Source organism: bacterium 336/3 (assembly GCA_001281695.1).
In the GTDB taxonomy this organism is placed as follows: Bacteria; Bacteroidota; Bacteroidia; order Cytophagales; family Thermonemataceae; genus Raineya.
The window spans coordinates 2,355,029-2,377,976 of sequence record LJIE01000001.1; the positions used below are offsets into that span (position 1 = coordinate 2,355,029).

Sequence of the window (22,948 nt, forward strand, 5' to 3'; positions counted from 1 at the left end):
TCTATTTACAGAAACAACACAAAATATGTATATCATTGAAAATCAAAAACTTACACTCACGCCCGTTCAAGTTAAAAGTATTGACAAAGAAAGGCTTAAACGCCTAACTCCCATTCAAATAAGCAACGAAGAGCCTATCAGGGAAATAAAAGATGATTTATATCAGTATAAAAAAAATGGATTTGAAAACCTATATTTGATTGGAAAAGAGCCTTTAGAAAATTATAAAAGCATTTTGCTTATAGGTACAATGACCGCCATTGGTTTCAAGGAAAATGGAAGTCTGCAAAAAATCAATCTTTCAGACCTCAGTTTGGAAAATATGGGCAATTATGAAAAAGTAAATCATTTTTATAGAGATTCTGGTGGTATTTTCTTTGAGGTGGAGCAAAATGGCAAAAAAGGTTTATTAAATTATAATGGAGAAAAAATTTTACCGATTGAATATGACGAAATTATTAGAAACTTTCGTGATTTATACATACTGAAAAAAGTCAACTTCATGGGGATTTTTGATTTGTACAACGAAAAAATTATTTTGCCAGCTCGCTATGATATTCAAACACTCGTTCACCAAAAAATTTTTGGATATTCTTTGGTAGCCAAAAAAGCTGATACACTTCTCTTGTACGCAGCTATGCATGGAAAAATGTATAATTTACCCTTTGATAATATTGTCTGCCTTTATCCCTTTTCTAATGCTTACAACGATTTTAATGTGGTAGTTGTAGAAAAGAATAAAAAATTTGCCTTTCTGAAAAATACTAATTTGGAGATTTCTCCTTTTTATGATAAAATAGAAATCGTGAAAAACGTACAAAAAAGAAGCGATGATACATTTGTGTATGATTTGATTGCTTTTAAAGGCAAAGAAAAGTTTTTCGTCAATCCAGAAAATTACAAAACTGCCAAAAAATCTTTCATAGAGTCAGAGCCAGAAAAACAGAAAGATAAAGACCAAGAATTATTTGTAACACAATATGAAATTCCAGCACCTGAGAGAATACCAAAAGTAGAGAGCGAAGAAGAAAAAGTGAACAAAGTTTATCAGGAATTTGAAGTAGCTCAAAATGCAGAATATGAGGGAGGTGTCATTTTTTTTTGGAATGAATTTGCTAGGAATCTAATTTATCCCGAAAAAGCAAAAGCCAATAAAACTGAAGGATATGTTTATTTGCAATTTATGGTAAACAAAGAAGGGAATATTGAAGATATTAGAATTATAAAAGATATTGGCGATGGCTGTGGGGAGGCAGCGGTGCAAGCCCTGAAAAAAACAACCAAACCTTGGAAACCAGCACAAAATAAAGATGGAAAACCTGTAAAAGTTAAAAAAGTGATACCTGTAAATTTCAAACTATAAAAAATGAACAGTTTAGATTTATTTATACTCATTCCTATACTTTGGGGAGCTCATAAAGGCTATAAATCGGGGCTTCTGATGACAGGTTTGTCTCTGATTTCCTTTTTGGTAGCCATTATATTGGGTTTTAAATTTTGGGTGGTAACCCTGAAAATTATCAAGCCCATGCTGGGCGATATGTCCAATAGCATTGCTCCTTATGTGGCTTTTATAGCTACTTTTGCAGGTGTATTCTTTTTAGCTAATCGTTTTGCTAAATATCTTAAAAATACCATAGATGCAACAGTTTTAGGCAGTTTCGATAACCTCATGGGAGCGATTTTAGGAGGTTTTAAATTTGCTTTTTTTGTGAGCTTATTTCTCATGATTTTCCATAAAATAGGCAATCAAATCACACCCAACAACAACGAACTAACCAAAGGAAGTTTGTTTTATCCTGTAATTGAGCCACTTGCCCCTTATGCTGTTAAGAATGTTTCGAGTATTATTGCCTTTGGCGAAGATGTAATTCAAGAGGCTAAAGAAGTAATCAATGACCAGCCTACCAAAAAGACAAAATCTTGATACTTGTTATTGATAATTTTGATTCTTTTACCTACAATTTGCTCGATTATTTGGGCAGACTTCAAGTTTCTTGCGAAGTTTTTCGTAATAATGTTACTCTTGATGAAATAGCACAAAAACAGTACAAAGGCGTATTGCTTTCACCAGGTCCTTCTACACCCAAACAAGCAGGCAATCTGATGCAAATTTTAGATTATTATCATGATAAACTACCCATTTTAGGGGTTTGTTTGGGGCATCAAGCCATTGGAGAGTACTTTGGAGCAAATTTAGAAAAAGCTCAACGTCCTATGCATGGGAAAATCTCTGAAATAGAAATATTGGAAGAAAGTATTTTTAGTTATTTGCCTCAGCAATTTAAAGTAGTGAGGTATCATTCGCTTATTCTTAAAAACTTACCTCAAGACCTCAAAATAACAGCCCAAACCAAAGATAATTATACAGAAATTATGGCTATTGAACATACAAAACTTCCCATTTTTGGTGTTCAGTTTCATCCTGAAGCTATTTTGAGTGAGTATGGTTTAGAAATTTTAGAGAATTGGATAAAAAAAGTAAATATTTTTTAAAAAACTTGGGTTACCTTTTTAAGATTGTGGTATAAAATGCAAATTTAACCCAAAAACAAATATTTATTGCTTATGAAAAAGATTTTGATGTTACTTGCTCTTACAACTGTTGTTACTTTCTCTGCTTGTAAAAAAGAAGAAGAGAAAAAAGAAGAAGTTAAAACCGAGGCTAAAGAAGAAACTAAACCTGTAGTTGTTGAAGAAGAGAAAAAAGATACTACCAAGAAAGTAGAAAACACAAGCAATGATAAAAAGAAACCTGTTATTGAGGAAGAAAAGAAAAAATAATCAAATATTTCTTAAAACAAATATTCTATCAACTTAAAAATAAAAAATACCATGAAAAAATTATTGATGATGTTCGCTTTAGTAGGTGCTTTTGCTGTTGCATCTTGCTCTGCTGATAAAGAAACTCAAAAGAAACAAGAGGAAGCTCAAGAAAAAGTAAAAGAAGAAGCTGGTGATATGCCTAAATTTGATGATAATGGCAATCCTGTTGATGACAAAAAAGCTACTGAAGAGCCTAAAAAAGATACTACCAAAGTAGATACTGCTAAGAAAGCAGACACAAAAAAAGAAGAGCCTAAAAAATAATTTTTAATAAAAATTTGGAAGTCTCTTTTTTTATTTAGAAATTTGCACCTGATTTGAAAAAAGAAGTGCTAAAATCACAAATAAAAATCAAAAAGAAATAATAAAACTCACAGTATCAGATTTTTAATAAAAAAATCTAAAAAAAATAAAAAAACTTGGGTTACCTTTTTGAAAAAATTGTATAAAAGTCAAATAAAAATAATTATTAACCTAAAAAACCTAAAAAAAATGAAAAAGTTATTTTTGATGTTCGCTGTAGTTGGTATGTTTTCTTTAGTTGCTTGTGGCGGTGAGAAAAAAGAAGAAACTAGTACTGACACTACTAAACCTAAAGAAGAAGTAAAAGCTGAAGAAACTAAGCCTGAAGTGAAAGCTGAAGAAACTAAGCCTGCTGACACAACTAAGAAAGAAGAAGTAAAAACTGACGCTAAAGATGCTAAGAAAGTAGAAGAGCCTAAGAAAGAAGAAGTTAAGAAATAATTTTTCTTACAGTCATATAAAAAAACCTTGCAAATCGCAAGGTTTTTTTATTTTCAGGCAAATTACTATTTTTATATCAAAAACTTATCGTATGCGTATTATCTCTGCTTTTATTCTTATACTTTTTTCTCATAGTCTTTTTGCTCAAGGAAAAATTTTGTTGGTGGGTGGTGGCTCAGAAAAACAAGGAGGCTGGAGCGATACACCTTATCAGTGGGCAGTAAATCAATCTGTAAATAAAAAAGTAGCCATTGTGAGTTATCAGACCCAAGATGACTGGCTCAAAAATTATTTTACAAGCCTTGGAGCAACACAAGCAACCAATTATACCATTTCTACTCGTACAGATGCTGATTTACAAACTATCTACGATAATTTAATGGCTTGTGATGTGATTTTTTTCAAGGGTGGTGACCAAACACAATATTATACTTTGTACAAAGGCACAAAAGTAGAACAAGCCATTGAAAATAAATTTGATGCTGGTGGTGTTATTGGAGGCACTTCTGCTGGAATGGCAATACTTTCCAAAGTTTTTTTTAGTGCAGAAAACGGAGCTTTCTACCCAGCCGATGGCTTAGAAAGTATCAATTCTCCTTATTTTTCGCTTAAAAACGATTTTGTGGATATTTTTCCTGACTTTATTTTTGATACTCATTTTATTGAAAGAGGTAGAAATACAAGGCTCATGGCTTTGATGGCAAAATGGTTTCAACAGACAGGTAATCTCATCAAAGGAATAGGCGTAGATGACCAAACAGCCCTTTGCATCAATGCCACCAAACAAGCCACTTGTTATGGTACTGGAGCAACACATATCTATGATGCAACCAATGGATTTGGCTTTTTTAATAATAAAATAAGTTCTGATGATATAACTGCTAAAATCTTAATTCACAATCATCAAATAGATTTAACAAATTTGAATGTTTTACAAGGTGGTTCGGAAAGCTTTAATCCCCTTATCAATCAAGAAGATGGCAATTATACAGTATTTTTGAGTGGAGGAGAAGGAATTACAGACAACAATACACTTATCAAAGACTTTGTTCTTGCCTCTAATCCCACAAATGAAATAATTATTGTTACAGGCACAGATACCACTATTGCAGCCCAATATAAACAACAAATGAAAGTAGAAGGGGCAAATAAAATTACGATTCTACAAGCCATTACAGCAAATAACCAAGATGATAAATATACGCTTCGCAATGCTATCAAGCAATCCAAAAAAGTGTTTTTTGTAAATATTGTGAGTTATAGCTTGTTTTCTCAGTTTTTGACAGGACAAACAGGACAGCTACTCAACAAACATATCCGAAGAAACCAAATCGTAAATGCATTTGTAGGTGATAACAGTAAATTGGCAGGAAAAATATATGTAAACAACAATCGAAGCAGTCAATACAACGCTTATGATGGTAATTTGGCATTTTCTAATGGTCTAAATTTACTCAAAACAACCACCATTCTTCCCAATGCTTTCAATCCTGATGATAATAATTTTTATGAAAACAATAGTTGTGCTGTAAGCTATGCAGTAGCTCAGAGCAAACTCAAATTTGGTATGTATATCAATAGAAAAAGCTGGGTTAAATTCACTCAAAATGCTAATAAAAACATTTGGAGTGCCGGAGGACAGTATGTCTCCACTGTATTGCACAATACAGGTACACAAGGGGCTTTTACAACACAAATCGCCAGTAGTTCCAACAAACCAAGAAATATTGCAGGTTTTTCGCAAATGAAATATACTATGCTTAATAACAATATTTTACAAGCTGGTGTGCCTACTGTTACCAATGACGAAGCGTATCAGTTGGAATCTCCACCTGCCCCCACAAGCATTGACAATATTGTTACTCATAAAGCTCAAGTTTTTCCAAATCCAGCCCACGATTTTTTTGAGATTTTATGGGAGAATGAAAGTTTTCAAATCATGATTTATGATGCAATGGGGCTTTTAGTACAAAATGCAGAAACAATACATTACATTAAACTAAGTACCAAAAACTTGAAAAAAGGTGTTTATACAATCCATCTAGTAAATAAAAACACTCAGAATATCATAAGACAAAAAATTGTAATTTTATAAATAATCAAGATTACCTTTTCTTGAAAAAGTGAATATTCTATATTAAGTTTAAATTATAAACTTCTAGAAAAATTATTAATCAAAGAAAAATAGTCAAGGTAATTAATTATATTTGTGTTATATCCTATTTTACATTATAAGCAATTTTTTAGGTTTTAATAAAAAATCTCAACTTTACTCAAGTTTCAATTATTCATCTGTCAATCTTTTGCAGGACAGTCAGTTTCTAATAAAAGATGAAATATTTATTAACTCTTTTAGTATTTAGTTTTTTTGTGTTTGCTCAAGCCCAAAATCTTAGAGTACTGGACAGTTTGAAGCAGACCTATCAAACAGCCACTCAAGATTCTACTAAAATTTCAACTTTAATCGTAATAGCAAATGAATATGCTAAGAATAATCCAGATACAAGCATTATCCTTATCAAACGTGCTTTAGAGTGGAGCAAAAAAATAGATTTTTCAAATGGGATTAATCAAAGTACTCATGCACTTTGGCTGAGGTATTTCTATACAAGTAAGTATATTTTAGCCTTAGAACATCTACAAACATCTCTACAGATGTTTGAAAGAAAGCAAGATAAAAAAAACATAGGGGTAATACTTACTAATATAGGTTTGATTTACAACAAACAAGGCGATTATCGAAATGCTTTGGATTATTTTCAAAAAAGTATCCAAATACAAGAACAAATACAAGATAAAGGTGGTCTTGCACAAAATTTCAATAACATGGGGGTGTTGTATGATAATCAGAAAAACTCTCCTTTAGCTCTGAAATATTATCAAAAAGCCCTAAAAATTTTTGAAGAAATAAGTAATAAGAAAGGTGTAGCAAACACCTCAGGTAACATAGGACTTATACATGAGAGTCAAGGTAATTATTCGTTAGCTTTAGAACATTACAATAAAAGTTTGCAAATGCAAGAAGAGATGCAAGATAAAGTAAATATTGCTATAAGTTTGGATAATATAGGAATAGTGTATCAGAAGCAAAATAAGGATGCTTTAGCCTTGCAATACTATGAAAAAGCTAGCAAAATACAAGAAGAAACAGGAGATAAATGGGGACTTACCTATTCTTGGAATGGAATAGCACAAGTGTATCAAAAACAAAAAAAATATGATAAAAGTATAGAATATGGACAAAAAGGCTTAGAAATAGCGAAAGAAATAAAAGCTTTGGCTGAGGTGAAACTTCTAAGTGAAACATTGTATCATACTTACAAATTATATGGAAATAACACGAAAGCCCTTGAATATCATGAAATTTTTAAGCAAATAAATGACAGCCTTTTTACTATTGAAAAAGTAAAAGCTATAGCTGATTTGGAGAATAGAACGGAAATAGCGAAAAAAGACAGAGAAATGATACTACTTACCAAGGAAAATGAGAAAAAATTAGCTGAAAAATCATTTTATAATTATACTATATCAGGTGTATTGTTCACGATGTTTGTAATTGTTTTCTTTATTTGGCGAAATAATAAAGTTCAAAAAATACTAAACCAACAATTATCTTATCAAAAACAGCAAACAGAAATCAAAAATGAGGCTCTGCAAGCAAGTGAAGAAGAACTACGACAAAATGAAGAAGAGCTACGTACATTGAACAACCATTTAGAAGTATTGGTAGAGGAGAGGACGAGAAAACTTCTTCAAACGAATCAAAAATTAAATGAATACGCATTTTTCAATGCTCATAAACTTCGTGCACCCATTGCTACTATTTTGGGTTTATATGAAATACTAGGGCTAGATAATACTACAGAAGATAGAGAGTTCATTTTTTCAAAAATTAAAGAAACTATCATACATTTAGATCAAGTAGTAAGACAAAGCCAAAATCTGTTAAATGAATTGGAAGATTAGCACTTCTTCATTAGTTTAAAATATATTCGTAAAGAATCATTACACATTCATAAAACATTATGATATTTTCATAAAAAACTAAAAATATTTCTATCAAAAATATGGGATTTGGGCTAAAATTTGTGGATATTGTTACAAATCCCATCAAAAATATGAAACCCTATAACTTCTTGTCCTGTGTGCTTGTGGCTTGCGGGCTTAGTGCTTGCAATAGCAATCAGGTAAAAATTACAAACAAAAATTTTGACGCTGAAATTAATCAGCAACAGAACTTAATCTTTACCATGAGTAAGGAATTAGCCCACGATAGTTTGCTCAATAAGTGGGATACAACTGAATACATCAAATTTACGCCTGCTGTACGAGGGAAATTTAAGTGGGTTGCTAAAAATGAAATACTTTTCTCACCAGAAGTCTCTTTTAAAGCAAGTACATCCTACAAAGCCGAACTGCAAGAGGGCATAGTCAAGAAGACCAATACCAAACTAAGTGTAGCCAAGGACAAAATAGATTTTCATACACCTTTACTCACACTTTCATCATCATCTCCATTTTGGACACTTAGCAATGCAGGAAAAGCTGAAATACACTTAAATCTTAATTTCAATTATAAAATCACACCCCAAGACCTTAAAAAGCTGATTGCTGTGAGTGTTGATGGGAAAAATATTCCTTTGCGTTTGGTTTCCAACAGCCCTGATAGAAATATTGAAATTGCTCTTGAAAATGCAGACTTGAGCAATCAAAAAGCTACTATTACCATTGAAAAAGGGCTTACTTGTGGTGAAAGCGATTTCAAAACGCCTGAAAGTATCAAAAATACATTTACTCTTCCAGATAGAAAGAATTTAGAAGTTCTAGAAACAAGAGCTGAGTATGATGGTTTAGACCCTTATATTTTGGTAACTACCAACCAAGCCATCAGTCTTGACGAAATTGAAAAACAAGTGAGTATTGACCCCAAACCTGATGAAAAAGTTAATTTTGAGGTAAATAACAGAGGTTTTGTAATAAAAGGAAGTTTTGCAAGTGGGCAAACCTATAATCTTAAAATACCAAAGGCTCTACAAGGTTTGGCAGGAGGTGTACTGAATAGCGAATACACACAAGAAATAGCTTTTGGTAAACTACAGCCTCAAATTGCTTTTACAGAGAAAAAAGCTATGTATTTGACTTCTAAAGGACATAAAAATATTGGTGTCAAAATTACAAACATCCCTAAAATTAAAGTTCAAATCTATAAAATCTATGAAAACAATATTCAAGGTTTTTTAAAGAATTTTAGCTATAATCTTGAAAGCGAAAGTGTTTATAGTTATGATAATGGTGGTTATGAAGATTATGGAACACCCATTTCATCACAAGAATACGAAACTGAAAGACTGCCAGTGACCAAAAATGGCATTCATCTGCTCAACATCAGTACTCAAAAATTACAGGATTTTAAAGGGGCGTATGCCATTACAGTAGGTTCTACAGAAGATTTGTATCAAAAAGCTTTCAAACTGGTGGCTATTTCGGATGTAGGCTTGATAGCTAAAGAGAATACAGAAGAAATAACTGTTTTTGCAAATTCTATTCTGGATACACGTCCGCTCAAAGATGTTAATATCAATATTTTGAGTAGCAACAATCAAATTTTGGCAACTGAAAAAACCAATGACGAAGGTGTTGTGAAAATTGCAGATTTAAAGAAAAAGTACCCTGATTTTAAAATAAAAATGATTACTGCCTCCACAGCAGACGATTTTACATTTTTGGATTTTGAAAGAAATAAAGTAGAAAACTCTCGTTTTGAATTGGGTGGTTTGCGTCGCAATGAAGCTACTTATCAGGCTTTTGTGCATTTGGAAAGAGATTTATACAGACCCAATGAACAAGTACATTTTTCGGTGGTAGTACGCAACGAGCAGTGGAAAACAGAGCCTAAAATGCCTCTGAAAGCGAAATTCATTTTGCCCAATGGAAAAGAATTTATGACCTTAAAAGGCACATTAAGCGAGCAAGGCTCTTGGGAAAGTAATTTACAACTGCCAGAATCGGCACTGACAGGTAGTTATACGATGGAAATTTATACACTAAATGATATTTTGCTCAATACCAGCTATATCAGTGTAGAAGAGTTTATGCCTGACAGAATCAAAATCAAACAAAATACAGAAAAAACAAGCTATACAGCAGGCGAAAAAATAGTTTTAAATGGTGAAGCTCTTAATTTGTATGGAACACCTGCCACAAACAGAAATTATCAAATTAGGCTTTCTGTAAACCGAAAATACTTTGCACCCAAAGGTTTTGAGAAATTTAACTTCCAAATGGTTGGAAAAATAGAATCAGGTTCTATTGCTGAATCAAGGGAAGGTGTTACAGATAAAGATGGAAAATTTTCTCAAGAATTTGAGGTAACAGACAATTATCGTAATCAAGGGATTTTTGAAGGAACTTTATACACCACTGTTTTTGACGAAACAGGCAGACCTGTCTATAAAAATAACAGAGTGGAAATTCCTACTCAATCTGTGATGCTTGGTGTAGAAAGAATATCTGAATATGTGGACACAGACCAAAATATCAGTGTTGGTTTGGTAGCTTTAGACAAAGATGGTAAAAATGCAGATACAAGGGCTGTTTTGCAACTCGTACAACACGAATGGCAAAATGTGGCAGAAAGAGATTATGAAGGAAGTATCCGATATGTTTCCAACAAGAAGGAAAAAATTGTTTCAGAACAAACACTTAGAATTTCAGGAAAAACAGCTTATAGTTTCAGAGTAGCTCGTTCAGGAGAGTACGAATTGCGTATCAGAAATGCAGATGCTGAAAATTATGTAAGCCAGTCGTTTTTTGCGTATGGCTATGGCATGACAGATTACTCTTCTTTTGAAGTGAATAAAGATGGACAAGTGGATATTAGCTCTGATAAGGATAAATATGAAGTAGGTGAGAATGCTAAATTACTTTTCAAAACTCCTTTTGAGGGCAAAATTCTGGTAAGCGTGGAAAGAAACAAAGTTTTAGAACATTTCTATTTGAATACAGATAAAAAATCAGCTTCTCTGAGCCTGAAAATCAAAGAAGAGCATTTGCCTAATATGTATATTTCAGCAACGCTGATTAAACCACTTACCAATTCGGCAATTCCTCTTACAGTGGCTCATGGGTATTTGCCACTTACTGTAGAAGCTAAAAAACATAAAATGGATGTAAAAATTGAGGCAGTAGCCAGTTCTTACTCCAATACCAAACAAACTATCAAAATAAAAACCAGCGAAAGCAATGCCGAAGTAGTGGTAGCTGTAGTAGATGAAGGTATTTTGCAAATTAAAGATTTTAAAAATCCGAATCCTTACGATTTCTTTTTCCAAAAAAGAGCTTTGGAGGTAAATGCTTACGATTTGTACCCTCGTTTGTTTCCTGAACTTTCTGCTGGTAAAAGTAGCGTGGGTGGGGATGGTGCAAATTTTTCAGCATTAGAGAAAAAAGATGCTACCAACCCTATGGGTAATAAGCGTGTAAAATTGGTGAGTTTTTGGAGTGGTGTTCTCAAAACGAACTCTTCTGGAGAAGCTAATTATACCATTGACATTCCACAGTTTTCGGGAAGTTTGCGTGTAATGGCAGTAGCTCACAAAGGAAGCTCTTTTGGTGGCAATGCAACCAACATGAAAGTAGCTGATCCAGTGGTGATTAGTTCTGCAATACCTCGTTTTTTAAGCCCTCAAGATGAAGTCTTGATTCCTGTTACACTTTCCAATACCACAGCTACAGCCATGCAAGGTAATGCTCAAATCACTGTTGGAAAAGGCTTGAATGTACTGACTACCAATCAAGAGAGTGTAAATTTAGGTGCAAACAGCGAAAAGCAGGTATTCTTTAAAATCAGAACAGGCGATTTTGTAGGTAATACGCAAATTATGGTAAGCTTCAGTGCTCAAAACAAGAAATTTGAAGAAAAAACAGATATAGGCATACGTCCAGCTACACCTATACAAAAGAAAACAGGCTTTGGAAGCTTGCAAGCAGGTAGTAATCAGAATATTTCGTTACAAAGCCCGTTTTTGTTAGGTACAGACAAAGCCAGTTTAATAGTTTCTAATTCAACAATGGCTCAGTTTTCTGATAATTTGGATTATCTGTTGCAATATCCTTATGGTTGTGTAGAGCAGACGATTTCAACGGCTTTCCCGCAACTTTATGCCAGTGAACTTTCTAAACAGCTAAAATCTAAAAATGCAGATTATAAAGGTGTTATATCTGATAATCAAGGGCGTTATAACGTACAACAAGCTATCAGTAAACTCCAAACAATGCAAACTCATAATGGATCTCTGAGTTATTGGCAAGGCTCTGACTACGAAAGCTGGTGGGGTAGTGTGTATGGTGTACATTTCTTATATGAAGCCAAAAAAGCTGGTTATAGCGTAAATGAACAGTTTTTGGAGAGAATAGCTCAATATTTAGAGAAAAAAGTGAAAGAAAAAGCAACAGAACGTTATTACTATTATGATGAGAGTAACAAACGTTTCTCAAGAACCATTATCTCTAAAGAAGTACCTTATACACTCTATGTTCTTGGTTTGATGCGTAGAGGAGATATTGCCACCATGAATTACTGTAAAGCAAATAGTTCTATGCTAGCAATAGATGGAAAATACTTGCTTGCAGCTACTTATCTGATGATGGGAGATAAAAATAGTTATAATGCTTTGTTACCTAAGAGTTTCACAGGTGAACGCTCTGAAAATGCTTTGAGTGGTAGTTTCTACTCTTACATACGTGATGAGGCTATTTCCCTGAATGCTCTTTTGGAAACAGATAGTCGTAATGTTCAGATACCCATGATGGCAAAACATTTATCAGAACAGATGAGGGCTCAAAAAGACCTCAACACACAGGAAAATGCTTTTGCTTTGCTTGCAATGGGCAAATTGGCTCGTCAGGCAAACCAATCTGAAATGAAGGCTTCTATTAAGACACAAGGCAAAGAAATTGCTAAATATGAAAACAATGATTTGGCACTTACCAAGAATATTTTGGGCAATATCATCAATATCAGTAGTTCTGGTAAAGGAACATTGTATTATTTCTGGGAAATACAAGGAATGCCTCAAAATCCCAATATCAAAGAAGAAGATAGTTATTTGAAAGTCAGACGTACTTTCTATAATCAGGCAGGGCAGGAGCTTAAAAATGGTGAATTTACCCAAAATGATTTGGTAGTAGTAAAAGTAAGTATTCAGACAACAGATGGTAGCAGTGTTCCCAATGTGGCAATTACAGATTTATTGCCTGCGGGTTTGGAAATTGAAAATACAAGACTTGTACAAACAGCTTCACTTCCTTGGATAAAAGAAGCCTCTATACCAGACTATGTGGATATTAAAGACGACAAAATCCATATTTTCTGTGAGGCAAGTGGTACAACCAAGAATTTCTATTATATGACAAGAGCCGTTTCAATTGGTAATTTTCAAATGGGAGCCCTTTCCGCCGAAGCCATGTATGCCTCTGAATATCATTCATATTATGGAGCCAGGAAGGTAATTGTAAGCCAGAAAGTAAGAAAAGAGAATATGTAAGAAGAAAGTTTAGTATATCATGATAAGCAACACATTTTCTAAATGGTTGTTTATCATGATATTTTTTGAAAGATGTAACCAATATTTATGAGAAAAGTAATAAATGATTTTTGGATATTCTCAAGTGAATTTTTAGAATTTATTAAACACCCGACAGATAGTAGAATCATTAATTATAATATTAAGAAAAATGTAAAATACATTGGTTACATACTCATAATAGAGTTATTAATATCAATAATAATAATCTTCCCAATTATTTCAATATTAGAATGGATAGAGCCTATTATAGAAACTAAACGAATAAATTATAAAGAAAGTACCTTGATATATGCTATTGTAGGAGGTGTAATAGTCGCACCTATTATAGAAGAAATTACATTTAGACTGATTTTAAGGTATAAATTAGTAATAAAAAAAATTATTATAAGAAATACTTGGGATAAAATATTCAAATATTTAGTTTATATATCAATTATATTATTTGGAATGGTTCATATTTCAAACTATGAGAATAATAGTGTTTTTTTTTGGTGTATATCACCTATTATAGTACTTACACAATTGTTGGGAGGAGCTTTTTTGAGTTTTCTTAGAATTAGGTTTAATTTTTTATCTGGGATATTATATCATACATTATGGAATGGTTTTTTTCTGATATTGTCTTTAATAAGTTCAATAATACAAGAACCTTATACAAAACAAACATCTAATTATGATTTAAAAATAGAATATAGAGAGTATTGTAGTCTAAAAAATCAAAAATTTAGTATGAGTATAACAGAAAATAAAATTTATGATATAGAAATTAAGGACTATTCAATAAATCATTTATTAGATTCAGTTGTGCATTATAAAAGGGAAGCCAATGATTATCTAATAGAAATACAATTAAACTCTAAGAAGGGACTTACAAAACAAGAATTTAAAGAATTATTATTGGAATATGATAGGTTAAAAAAATAAAATCATCTATGCAAGCACAAAAAATCATCAAAATAGGACAAGGAATAGACAATATTATTTTGGGTAATCATCTCACAGATGTGATAGTCCATTTGCCTCCAGCTGATTATATAAGAAGTTTAGACCAAGAGGCTGAGGTCTTTAGAGAACATGGTTATGTAACAGAAAATTTTCTGCAATTTCAAATTGGTTTTGATGAGGTTCATCAATATCAAGAATTAGAAAATTATCCTATTTTTAAATTATTTTTCAAAGATGAGAGGCTTTGTTACATTGCTTGTACAAGTTATGCCGTCAAAGAAGAAGTTTATCAAAATACTGTATTAGATAATGGAATCCGTTTTTTTGATTCTATGGAAACTGTAAGAAAACAAATGGGAGAGTTTGATAAAACTATAGCTATGGAAAGCTATGATGGTAAATTTACGTATTATTCGCAAGGCATCGAACTTATATTTGCCGAAAATGCACTGCGTGTAATTAATTTATTTAAGCCTTTTGGAAGGTAAAATCATTTTTTATAAATGTGTACTTTTATCTTGTAAATTTATATATTTGCAAGATAAAACTTAATGCCTCTGCGTACGCAAATGCCTGATATTGTTTAAAATGAAACGCCACATCAAAAGTGGTACATGTTATTCTATTTCATCATTTTAAACAAATTTTCCCATGATATTTCAATTAGAATCTGAAAGGCTATTACTTTTAGCACTTTCTGAAAATCAATTAATAACTCTTTCTCAGAATGGTAGAAATGAGCTTGAAAAACAATTAAACTTGGTTATTTCGGACTTTAAACTGAATACAGACGATAGTTTTTTAGAGCTATTTAAAACCGCTTTGGACAATTATATTCTTCCAAATATACAAAAATATCCTGAAAATTATGAGTGGTTTACACATTGGTTTATTATAGAAAAACAGTCTCAAATGACAATTGGAGGAATAGGCATAGGAGGTATGCCAAACCAGAATAAAGAGACTTCAATAGGATATTTTATTGACGAAAAATATGAAAATCAGGGTGTTGCCACAGAAGCTGTTGGTTTGCTCACAACATGGATGTTTCAAAATGAAAACTTAGAAGCAATAGTTGCGGACACACTTCTAGATGGCTTTGGATCACAAAAAGTTCTTCAAAAGTCAGGGTTTACATTATTGAAAGAAGTAGAAGAAGGACTTCGTTGGCAACTGAAAAAGCCCTGTGTGATAAATTTGAATAAAATTTAGCCAAAAAAACCTTGCTCATATAAGCAAGGTTTTTCTTTTTAATAGTATAGGAAATATATATAATATTATTTATTATTACATTCACACTTAAAATGTTTATAATATGACTGTAACAAAAATAACATTAGTTTTTTCGACCTGTGTACTTTTAATAGCTTGTAATAAGCCTACAAATCAAGCTTCTCAGAAAGAAGATACCACCAAAATAGTAGAGAAGAAAGAAGAGCCTAAAGCCAAAGAAATAGAAGCTATTTATATTAATTGTACGGTCTATGCTGCAAGTACACAGTTTTTCTTTAAATCTGTAGCTAAAGGAGATACCATCAATGTATCTGTGCTTGCTCCTGAAGCCAGAATGCCAGAAGATAAGCTTATTTATGCTAAAATGCCTGAAAAAATGATAGATGATGATCCCAAATTGGAAGGATTACCAGGAGCTCATCCAAAAATGGTAGGTAAAAAATTCAAAATCATTTATAATGATAAAGATGAAGTTACAGAAGTAAAACTTGCTCAATAAAAATTAATATAAATATGCAAGCCCAACCCAAATATGCTTCTTTAACTCAACAAGAGATAAAGTTTTTGAAAAAAGGAAGAGAGGAAGGGCTTTGGTTGATTATAATACTCGTTTTGGCTAGCATTCTTACCAAATATTTATTTTCTCATATTCCAAATGCTGAGAAAATAAACAACAGTTGGCTGATTCTTGCACTTCTTTTGGTTGGAATTGCTTTGCTTGCAGGAATTTATTATGGAATAAAACGTTATCTCAACTATCAATTAGACATCAGAACAGGGCAAAAAATTTGTATATCAGGTATCATAGAAGATAAATTTAGCTCAACAGGCAAGAATGCTACATATTACTTTGTGGTAATCGTTGGTCAAAAATTTAAAATCCCTAATGATATAGAACAAATGAATTATGATTTAAGGGTTGATTTTGTTCAGAAAGGAGATAATGCAACCATTTGGTTTTCACCCAAAACAAAAACAGTGTTTTGGGTAGCAAATCAAGTTTTTCTTGATTTAGAACGTATAACAGAAAACTTATAAATTTTCAAATTACTTTTTTTGCCAAAAAAATAATCTCCCAAAAAGTTTGTTCACAAACATCCAAAAGAAACGAAATTGCCCAAAAATAAATCCATAGCCAAGCAAAATGATATTGTAGAGTGGCAAAATCAGCACAATCCATGTAAGGATTTTTATCCATGTAGGAGTTTGTTCATTATAGCCTAATATTGCATAAATAGGCTTTTTAACAAATAAAATAGTAAAGCCAGTACAAGCAAATACACATAAAATAAGGAGTACCTGCCAAATGCTGTGTACTCCCCAACGATTTTTTAATTTTTCAAGCCAATTCATCTAATGGATAATTAGATTTTTAAATCACTAAATACAGAGTTATTGGTGGCTTTTTCTTCTTTGGTCTCAACAGAAGATTCTGTTTTTACGTCTACTGTTACTTCCTGATTAGAGGTAGAGTTAGATGAGTTTTTCTTTTTGATTTGATCTAGATCACCCATTTGACATTTACCGTTAAATACTGCTCCTGCTTCTACAACCATTTTAGATGTAAGAATATCACCATGTATAATTGCTGTAGATTTTAATACCAAAAGTTCAGTTACTTCCAATGAGCCTTTTACTTCTCCTTCTATTTCAGCATTTTGAGCAGTAATACAACCTTCAACCACAGAAGCATTTCCAGTAGCTACTTTCGATTTACTTTTGATATCTCCAACTAATTTACCATCTATGCGTACGTTACCAAATGTATCAATATTTCCTTGTAAAGTGGCACCTTTGCCAATATTAGTACTTGCATTAGAGATTTTATCTACATCCTGTTGTTTGGTCTCCTTAGTGTTGTTGTTACTTCCGAACATTGCCATAATTAGGTAGTTTTAATAGGTTGCGAAGCAATTTAAAAATATTTGAGTTAAAAAGAAACAAATTTTTCAGGATTTACAGCATTGCCCTTGTACCACATCTCAAAATGTAAGTGAGGACCTGATGAAAGCCGGCCTGTATTACCTATAATGGCAATCACATCGCCAGCCTTTACAAAATCACCTTGTTTTTTCAATAAAACGGCATTATGCTTATAAAAACTGATAACATTTCCTTGATGTTGAACGCCAATGACGTTGCCTGTGTCTTCTGTCCACGAAGAAAAAATAATTGTTCCATCTGCAACAGCTTTGATAGGTTCATTGGCTTGTGCTACCAAGTCAATGCCTAAATGCTTCGTTTTTGAATCGAAGCGTTCTGTAATAACTCCTTTGATAGGAGGAAAAAACGAAAAATCCTTAAAAGATATATCAAAAGTACCAGTAGATTTTTCAGAATTTAAACTAATATTCATAGACTCATACTCTTTTCTTAAATTCATATCAGCAGGAGCAATATAATCCTTGATAGTATCTGTTTGAGTTACCTGATTTTTAGAAATATGAGAAGTATCAGTTCGCAATTCATTTACATCTGCTTTGATAGCCTTTTTGAAATTATCATAAAAACGATTATACTGATTAGTAACCTCTATCAATGAGTCTACAGTACCAGAAAGCATTAAAACTTGCTTTTTTAGTTTTACTTCATCAGATTTTTGAGCAATAGGAGAGGAACTACTAGAAGAACCTAGCCAAAAACCCAATACCAACATCAAAAATAGAATAGGTACACTAATAGCCAAGGCTTTTGCATGATTGTAAGAGAAATTACGTTTCTCTTCAAAATTTTCCTCATCGCGTACTAAAATTTCGTAACGATGCGTCAGCCAAGAAGATATGGTTTCTTTTATTTTCATGGTGCAAAGATAGTGTTTTTTACGCAAAATCAAAAAAATAGGTTACAACGTATTATTTTTGCCCGATTTTTGCATAAGTTTGCACTGAAAAAGTTAATATCATTTATGAGCGTTGTTATTCGTAGTAATTCTTTCCCCCAAGTACTCATTCATATAGGTATTGTAGTACTTATTTTCGCTACTATACTTTTATTTGTATTTTATAATTATCTGCCTTTTGTAACCAATCATGGTGAATCTATTACTGTACCAAGTTTGGTGGGAGTAAGTGTAGAGAATATTGAAGGAAAACTCAAAGAGGCAGGTTTTGAAATGGTGGTTCAAGATACTATCTATTCAAAAGAATATCAGCCTTATACAATTATAGACCAAAAACCTGTTGCAGGAACGAAAGTAAAACAAGGTAGAAAAATTTATCTGATTATCAGCCCTAAAGCTCCTCCAAAGGTAAAAATGCCTAAACTAGAAGGGCTTTCTTACCAAATGGCAATTGCTAAAATTAAAACCATGCAGTTGGAAGTTGGAGCTATTCGCTTCAAACCAGATATAGCCAAAGATGCCATTTTAGGTCAAGAAATGAATGGCAGACCCATCAAAGAAAATGAACTCATACAAGTAGGAACAAGCATTGATTTAGTAGTAGGGAGTGGTGTAGGTGATGAAGAAATGGATATGCCCGATTTAGAAGGTTTAAGTTTAGAAGATGCCAAAAGTATTTTAGAAACCAATGGTTTGCAACTTGGGCATGTTACTGAAGACCCTAACGCCAATGAACCAGCAGGCGTGGTAACCAAACAAAGCCCACCAGCAAGACTTGAAGCAGATGGGATTCCATACTATGATGAAGAAGGAAAAGCCCTCACTAAAAAACAAAGAGATGAGTTAAAACGAAAAAAACAAGCTCTCAATCCAGATGCACAGAATCAACCGAAAAAGAGGTATGGCAAAGATGAGTTTGACCCACGTCCAAGAAATAAAATAAGAGCAGGTGAGATAGTAGATTTAACAGTTTCTGCTAATCGAAATGCAAAACCTAATGAAGAAGAAAAAAAATAAATTACAAATAAGCCCTGATTTTTAGGGCTTATTTTTTTTTTGTTTAAAATGAAATTTTTATAGAATCATATTTTGTAAAATTGAAAATAAGCAAAAAAAAAGGTTACCTTTTATATACTTTACAGAATCTACCTAATAGATACATTATTTAAGATACCTGAAATTTATATAATACCATGAAAAAAGCATATTGGTTATCCCTTATTTTACTTGGGAGCTGTTTGTATGCATCTGCTCAAACAACTCAAAACCCTAACTGGATAGAATCTCCTCAAAAAGAATCCCCAAGATTTCAAATCCCTGCAAGTAACACATATCAAATTGTCAAAAATGAAACAGGCAAACCAGTTTCTGATGATGTATTGAAAAGTATTCATCGCAGAAGACAAACCAATGATGATATTATTTGGAAAGTAAGCCCTGATTTAGAAATATTAGTTTATAGTAAAAAAAGATCGCTTTTAACTATAAAAAAGACTCAATAAGAAGTATTTAGGATACATAAAATATAAAAAACATGAAAAAGTATATTCATTTTTTAATAATATTAATCTTTTCTAGTATCGAAACTTATGCTCAGAGTACATTTACAGAAGGATTAGGTGGTGGAAGTGCTATTCAAGGCAGAAGATGGCACAGAAATGGTAACTGGACACCAAGTGGAGAACCTGTAGCGGGCACCAATGCTATTATTGGTACTGGAACATGTAATGTAGAACAAAATGATGATGTTTGTAATAACCTGACTGTTAATGCTGGTACAACCCTCAATATTACAAATGGATCACAACTTACTGTGAACGGAAATTTAACAGTGAGTGGTACGCTCAATATCAATACAGGTGGAGCACTTAGTGTAACAGGCAATATTACCATCAATGTTGGAGGAATTATTTCTGATAACAGAGTGGGTTCTGGTACTTTTGCTATGGGAGGAACTAGCATTACCAACAATGGAGGCCTACATCAACCAGGGGATTTATTCGCAAACCTTACAAATGCTGGTACGGTAACTATCTCTGGTACAAGCACAGATTTCAATAATTTTGCTTTTAATTTGATAACAGCAGGGCAAATAGTTAATTTCAATGCCAGTACAACAAATGTATATGGTTTTTCTACAGATACAAATACAACACTTAATTTTGGCATAGGGCAATCTATCAATATGACACAACTTTCTATTGAAGGAAATGCTAATTTCAATAATGCAAACCTTACTTTGAGAGGTGGTACAACAAGCAATGTAAGCCCTGATTTATATAATCCATATTTCCCTACTGGACAAGCAGGTGAAGGAACAGTGAACGCTGGGACAAGTACATTTATTTATAGTGCTAATGCTACACAATTCATACGTTCTGGTAATTATCATAACCTTACTATACAAAATTATAGTGGAATTTCCAAAGATATAGGGAATGCTTCTTACACAGACGCTAATGGTCAGGGTATGGATGTGAATGTAAGCAATGATTTAACTTTAGATGTAAACTCTTCTGGTGGAGAAAGCTGGGTATTTAATACTGTAAATATTGGCAGACATTTTAATATGGCAACCAATAATGTAGCATTCTCTATGGATTTAATTACAACTAGACTCATGCAAAGAACAGGGGGAATGGGGAATTTTACCATGGGAAATAATACTAACAATAGAATATTTGTAGGCTATACACATGCTACCAATACCTTTTTACAAGGTTATGGTAATGCCAATACATTTTTTGGAACAGTGATTTATCAAGGAGTATCAGGAACACAGAAGGTAGTGGGTGCTACTTATACCAATTTAAACCTACAAAATGGAGCAACCAGAGAACTTAACTCAAATGTACTCATCAATGGGAACTTAAACCACTTAGGAGGCAGTTTTGATGCGACAACATCTAACTTTAACATAGAATCTCAAGGGGACTGGACTCAATCTGCGGGGGCTTTTAATGCTAGAAACAATACAGTTTCTTTTACAGGAAATGTAAACCAGATACTTTCTACTATACCAAATGTAAATACTAACAGTTTTTCCAATACACCAGGAACACCAGTGGCTATTGCTGATGATACACCTACTGGTGGGGTTGTTGCTAATAATACAGTCCCAACTTTGGCGTCTTTAGCAGGAAGTGCAAATATACAAGTAACAGTTCCTGTTGGTACTTATATAGCTCTCAATAGCTTTAATTTTGATATTACACATACTTTTGATTCAGATGTAGATATATATTTGGTAACTCCTAATAATACAGTATATGTTGTTTCTACAGATAATGGTGGGGGTGGAGGAAATTACACCAACACTATTATACAAGATGGGGCAACACTTATTAGTACTGGTACAGCACCTTTTTCAGGTACATTTGCTTGGGAAGATGCAAGAACCTTGGCTTCTTATGCTGGACCATTAAATGGAACATGGACTTTGTATGTGGTAGATGATGCGTTTTTTGATACAGGAACAATTAATAGTTTTGGTGTAACACTTTCAGCATCCACAAACCCTTTTACCTTAAATAATACAACTTTTAATAAAACGGGTAATTTGATACTTGCAGGGACAAGTACATCTATCAATATCAATGGTATGATTGATTTTACAAATGGTTATTTGGTTGCAGGTTCTCAGAGAGTAGATTTTATGGCTACCTCAAACACAATCAACGCTTCCAATGCAAGCCACATGACAGGTACAGCTAGAAAAATAGGTAATACTAATTTTATATTTCCGTTGGGTAATGGTACTTATTATGCAGGGATAGGTTTCAATCCAAGTGGTACAACAACAGCTACTGATCATTTTACAGTTACCTATACACGCACAAGCCCTAATACTTTGTATCCTATAGCAACCAAAGAAGCATCTATTGACCATGTAAGCAATTGTGAATATTGGATGTTTGACAGAACCAATGGAAGCCAAAGTGCTACTGTAAGCCTCCATTATGATAATGTTCGTAGTTGTGGAGTAACGGATCCTTCAGAGTTATTGGTATGTCGTTGGGATGGAACACAATGGACAAATGGAGGAAATGGTGGTGTAGCAAGTTCTTTTGTAACAAGTGCTGTTACCTTTACATCCTTTAGCCCTATTACATTAGGAAGTACCACAAGTAATAATCCTTTGCCTGTTGGAATGGTTTATTTTAAAGCAAGTAAATCCAATTCAGATGCTCTTTTAGAGTGGAAAACAGAATTTGAGTTAAATAGTAAAATATTTAGTGTTGAGCGTTCATTCAATGCTAAAGAATTTGAAGAAATAGGTACTATAGAGGCGATAGGTAAAGCTAACACTTATAATTTTACAGATAAAGCTATAAGCCAACAAACTTCAATAGCTTATTATAGACTCAAAAACATAGATAAAGATGGTAAATATATTTATAGTAAGCCACAGGCTGTCAATTTTGATGTTAATGAATTCAATATTGTAAATGTTCAGCCTAATCCTATACAAAAAGAGTTTAAAGTTCTATTTACTTTGCCCCATAATGCTCAAGTACAAACAATCATTACAGATGCTTTTGGTAGAATAGTGGAAAAGAATATTGTAGAAGGAGTGGCAGGCATAAATACTTACGAATTTACAAACTTGAACCTCTCAAGAGGTATGTATATGATAAGTTTACAACATGAAGGACAAACCATTACAAGAAAGATTATCAAATAATAAGTAGTAGAAAAGATATAGGTAATAAGTATAACAATATTGATTGCAAAATAACCATTAAATAGAAAAAGCCCGTTTTAAACGGGCTTT

Annotated in this window: 18 protein-coding genes and 2 pseudogenes; 17 read left to right on the forward strand and 3 right to left on the reverse strand. The window is 32.7% G+C overall.

What is annotated here, in order from left to right:
* Positions 1-1,003 precede the first annotated feature (1,003 nt).
* From AD998_10930 to AD998_10995, 14 genes and pseudogenes are all read left to right on the forward strand, one after another.
* The gene (locus tag AD998_10930) at positions 1,004-1,363 is read left to right on the forward strand and encodes a hypothetical protein (GenBank protein ID KOY88156.1); all 360 of its coding nucleotides are present in this window, start codon (positions 1,004-1,006) and stop codon (positions 1,361-1,363) included.
* 3 nt (positions 1,364-1,366) lie between these two features.
* Positions 1,367-1,927 (forward strand): hypothetical protein, encoded by a 561-nt coding sequence (locus tag AD998_10935; protein ID KOY86590.1) that lies wholly within the window; start codon positions 1,367-1,369, stop codon positions 1,925-1,927.
* Positions 1,924-2,496 carry a para-aminobenzoate synthase gene (locus AD998_10940; protein KOY86591.1) on the forward strand — a complete coding sequence of 191 codons (573 nt, stop codon included), beginning with the start codon at positions 1,924-1,926 and terminating at the stop codon, positions 2,494-2,496. The genes AD998_10935 and AD998_10940 overlap by 4 nt, the downstream gene beginning before the upstream one ends.
* Before the next feature lie 87 nt (positions 2,497-2,583).
* Positions 2,584-2,784, forward strand: coding sequence for a hypothetical protein (locus AD998_10945; protein KOY86592.1), 201 nt, complete (start codon positions 2,584-2,586; stop codon positions 2,782-2,784).
* Between the two features lie 51 nt (positions 2,785-2,835).
* On the forward strand, positions 2,836-3,090 hold the full coding sequence (locus tag AD998_10950; protein KOY86593.1) for a hypothetical protein: 255 nt from the start codon (positions 2,836-2,838) through the stop codon (positions 3,088-3,090).
* Between the two features lie 168 nt (positions 3,091-3,258).
* A complete protein-coding gene (locus AD998_10955) occupies positions 3,259-3,570 on the forward strand; it encodes a hypothetical protein (protein ID KOY86594.1) in 312 nt (103 codons plus the stop codon).
* A 91-nt stretch (positions 3,571-3,661) separates the two neighbouring features.
* Positions 3,662-5,665 carry a hypothetical protein gene (locus AD998_10960; protein ID KOY86595.1) on the forward strand — a complete coding sequence of 668 codons (2,004 nt, stop codon included), beginning with the start codon at positions 3,662-3,664 and terminating at the stop codon, positions 5,663-5,665.
* Between the two features lie 236 nt (positions 5,666-5,901).
* Positions 5,902-7,536 carry a hypothetical protein gene (locus AD998_10965; protein ID KOY86596.1) on the forward strand — a complete coding sequence of 545 codons (1,635 nt, stop codon included), beginning with the start codon at positions 5,902-5,904 and terminating at the stop codon, positions 7,534-7,536.
* Positions 7,537-7,688: 152 nt separating this feature from the next.
* A complete protein-coding gene (locus AD998_10970) occupies positions 7,689-13,115 on the forward strand; it encodes a hypothetical protein (protein KOY88157.1) in 5,427 nt (1,808 codons plus the stop codon).
* Between the two features lie 87 nt (positions 13,116-13,202).
* Complete coding sequence (locus AD998_10975) at positions 13,203-14,081, forward strand: hypothetical protein (GenBank protein ID KOY86597.1); 879 nt, start codon at positions 13,203-13,205, stop codon at positions 14,079-14,081.
* Between the two features lie 8 nt (positions 14,082-14,089).
* Positions 14,090-14,590: a hypothetical protein gene (locus tag AD998_10980; protein KOY86598.1), complete on the forward strand. Its 501-nt coding sequence runs from the start codon at positions 14,090-14,092 to the stop codon at positions 14,588-14,590.
* A 361-nt stretch (positions 14,591-14,951) separates the two neighbouring features.
* Positions 14,952-15,314 (forward strand): annotated as a pseudogene (locus tag AD998_10985) (hypothetical protein).
* Positions 15,315-15,417: 103 nt separating this feature from the next.
* A complete protein-coding gene (locus AD998_10990) occupies positions 15,418-15,834 on the forward strand; it encodes a hypothetical protein (GenBank protein ID KOY86599.1) in 417 nt (138 codons plus the stop codon).
* A 14-nt stretch (positions 15,835-15,848) separates the two neighbouring features.
* Entirely contained in the window at positions 15,849-16,373 is a 525-nt protein-coding gene (locus tag AD998_10995; protein ID KOY86600.1) for a hypothetical protein, read from the forward strand.
* A gap of 9 nt (positions 16,374-16,382) precedes the next feature.
* Here the strand turns inward: AD998_10995 and AD998_11000 are convergent, their stop codons facing one another.
* Genes AD998_11000 through AD998_11010 form a run of 3 tightly spaced genes read right to left on the reverse strand, consistent with a single transcriptional unit; the run spans position 16,383 to position 18,135 of the window.
* Positions 16,383-16,688: a prolipoprotein diacylglyceryl transferase gene (locus AD998_11000; GenBank protein KOY86601.1), complete on the reverse strand. Its 306-nt coding sequence runs from the start codon at positions 16,686-16,688 to the stop codon at positions 16,383-16,385.
* Positions 16,689-16,699: 11 nt separating this feature from the next.
* Positions 16,700-17,212: a hypothetical protein gene (locus tag AD998_11005; protein ID KOY88158.1), complete on the reverse strand. Its 513-nt coding sequence runs from the start codon at positions 17,210-17,212 to the stop codon at positions 16,700-16,702.
* 53 nt (positions 17,213-17,265) lie between these two features.
* Positions 17,266-18,135, reverse strand: a complete 870-nt coding sequence (locus AD998_11010) for a hypothetical protein (GenBank protein KOY86602.1) — start codon at positions 18,133-18,135, stop codon at positions 17,266-17,268.
* 105 nt (positions 18,136-18,240) lie between these two features.
* Between AD998_11010 and AD998_11015 the strand changes: the two are divergent.
* The 3 genes and pseudogenes from AD998_11015 to AD998_11025 all read left to right on the forward strand — a co-directional run bounded on the left by AD998_11015 (position 18,241) and on the right by AD998_11025 (position 22,858).
* Positions 18,241-18,939, forward strand: a pseudogene (locus AD998_11015) (hypothetical protein).
* Between the two features lie 428 nt (positions 18,940-19,367).
* A complete protein-coding gene (locus AD998_11020; protein KOY86603.1) occupies positions 19,368-19,676 on the forward strand; it encodes a hypothetical protein in 309 nt (102 codons plus the stop codon).
* Between the two features lie 32 nt (positions 19,677-19,708).
* Positions 19,709-22,858 carry a hypothetical protein gene (locus AD998_11025; protein KOY86604.1) on the forward strand — a complete coding sequence of 1,050 codons (3,150 nt, stop codon included), beginning with the start codon at positions 19,709-19,711 and terminating at the stop codon, positions 22,856-22,858.
* Positions 22,859-22,948 lie beyond the last annotated feature (90 nt).